General features: G+C 38.7%; 1 pseudogene. It reads right to left on the reverse strand.

The features are described 5' to 3' along the window. A pseudogene (locus tag NPX99_RS08490) lies at positions 1–2,664 on the reverse strand (hypothetical protein); the annotation flags it as partial.

Genomic DNA, 2,664 nt, shown 5'->3' on the forward strand with positions numbered 1-2,664 from the left:
GAGAGACGTGATCTTGCTGTTGGTTTTTTTGCCTTCTTTACCATGCATCGCGGCAAAGGCGCTTTTCTTCTCATCCCACAACAACGCATCACCTTGAACACTAGCAATTTCATTATTAATCTCTTTGGTAATCTCTTTTTTAACATTCGTGATAGAATTACCAACACCAGCTAATGCCTCTGCTACATTGCTATAGCTCTCATCTTTATTTTCACTACCATCTTCTTTGAATGTATTAACCTTGAAACTTGGAGCAGTCCATACGCCATTCTCGTACTTAGCATTACCACCAAAATACGAAGCAACTTTGTCACCAAGTGAATGAAGCTGAGAACCATTAATAGCATCCCTTGAATTCTTAGTAATATTACCAGCAGCAACATTATGAAGAGAAACAGAAGCAGAATTCTTACCTTTACCTAAAGTTATACTCTCATAATTAATACTGCCATTTTCGTCATCTTTTTTATCATAAAGAACAACAGCGGATTCCTCAGACTGAAGACTGTTCGAAAGATCCTTCAAACTTTCATCAAGCTGCGCTTTATTAATAGCCTCATCACCTTTCTCGGCTTTCTTCACACCAGAAAGAGCTCGCGCCTCACCAATCTTATTGGCAATATTGATTTCACTACCTTCTACTTCTTTACCAATAGTAATAAGATTTGTTTTTTCATCTTGCTTAACAAGACTATCACTGACCACTTGGCTAATCTCTTTGTTAATCTCATCTTTAACATCCGTAATCGTCTTATTAACATTTGCAAATGAAGTACCAACTCCAGCAAAGGCTGAGGCAACATCAGGGTAATCTTTATCTTCTGTTTTCCCATCTTCTTTGAAGCTCTTAACCGTAAACTTAGGAGCGGTCCATACGCCATTCTCATAGTTAGCATTACCACCAAGAGACTTCGCAACTGCGCTACCCAATTGATGAAGCTGTTGACCTGCCACAGCATCCGTCGAGCTTGCAGAAATATCTCCATTCTTAAGAGAAGTAATCTTACTGCTTTGCTTATCCGCTCCATGCGTCGCGACAAAAGCCCCTGCTTCCTTGTTCCAGTTCAAAGAATCCTGTGCTACACTTTCAGAAACATCCTTAATCCGATCATTGACATTCTTGATGTTCTCATCAAGTCCTGAAAAGGCTGAACCAACATCTTTAAATTCAGCATCTTTTATCTCACCGTTTTTAGAAACCTTAGATAATTTATAGGTTGGTCCTGTAAAGATACCATCCTTAAATGCTGCATCACCACCCAAGAATTTCGCAACATCTTGAGAAATCACATTAATCTGACCACCATTAACAGCTTCCGTGGAATTTGCAGAAATATCTCCATTCTTAAGAGAGATAATCTTGCTGTTGCTTTTCTCTCCTTCTTTTTCACCATGCGTTGCGACAAAAGCTTTGTCCTTATCACTCCACAATAATGCGTTCTGCTTAATATTTTCAGAAACCTCCGTGTTGTTCTGAGTAACTTCTTTATGCAGGTTCTTGAAGGAAATACCTATACCCTCAAAAGCAGCTGCTACACTATCATAGCTTTGTTCTGCAACATCACGACCATCATCCTTGACAATCTTAACCTTGAAGCTTGGACCTGTCCATTTGCCATCTTCATATTTAGCGTTACCACCAAAATAGGTCGCAACAGCACTACCCAATGTATGAAGTTGGGAACCATTGATTGCATCATGCGAACCAGTAGAAACCTGACCATCTGCAACATTATGAAGACCTACAGCTGTAGAATCCTTACCTTTACCTAAAGTCACACTTGCATAATTAATGCCACCATTTTCACCATCTTTCTTATCATAATGAACAACAGCGGATTCATCAGACTGAAGACTGTTAGAAAGCTCCACCAATCTTTTATCAAGCTGACCTTTATTAACAGCCTCATTCTTTTGTGTTGCTTCCTTTACACCTGAAAGTATTCTGTCGCCTTTTTCTTTATTCGCGATATTAATTTCACTGCCCTCTACCTCTTTACCAATAGTGATAAGATTTGTTTTAGCATCTTTCTTAACAAGACTATCGTCTTTCATATCGGCAATTTCATTATTAATCTGATTGGTAATCTCATCCTTAACATTCGTAATTCTATTATTAACATTCGTGAAAGAGGTACCTACACCTTCAAAAGCTGCAGACACACTTGCATAGCTTTCATCTTTTGTACTGCCATCAGAAGAAAATGTCTTAACCTTGAAACTTGGTGCACTCCACTTGCCATCTTCATATTTAGCGTTACCACCAAGAGACTGCGCAACAGCGTTACCTAACTTATGAAGCTGTTGACCTGCCACAGCATCCGTCGAGCTTGCAGAAATATCTCCATTCTGAAGAGACGTAATCTTGCTATTAGCTCTTTCCTTACCTTCTCCATGTTGCGCCACAAAAGCCTTATCATTTGCACTCCAATTCAAAGAATCTTGTGCAACACCTTGGGATACTTCCTTAATACGTTGATTTACATTCTTGATGTTCTCATCAAGTCCCGTAAATGCTTTACCAACATCTGTAAATACAGTACTTTTTATTTCACCTTCTTTAGAAATCTGAGATAAATTATAGGTAGGCTCCGTAAATGCACCGTTTTTAAATGCTGCATTACCACCTAAAAATTTCGCAACATCATTACCGATTGTATTAAT

The sequence above is a fragment of the Bartonella sp. 220B genome (genome assembly GCF_026930205.1).
In the GTDB taxonomy this organism is placed as follows: Bacteria; Pseudomonadota; Alphaproteobacteria; order Rhizobiales; family Rhizobiaceae; genus Bartonella.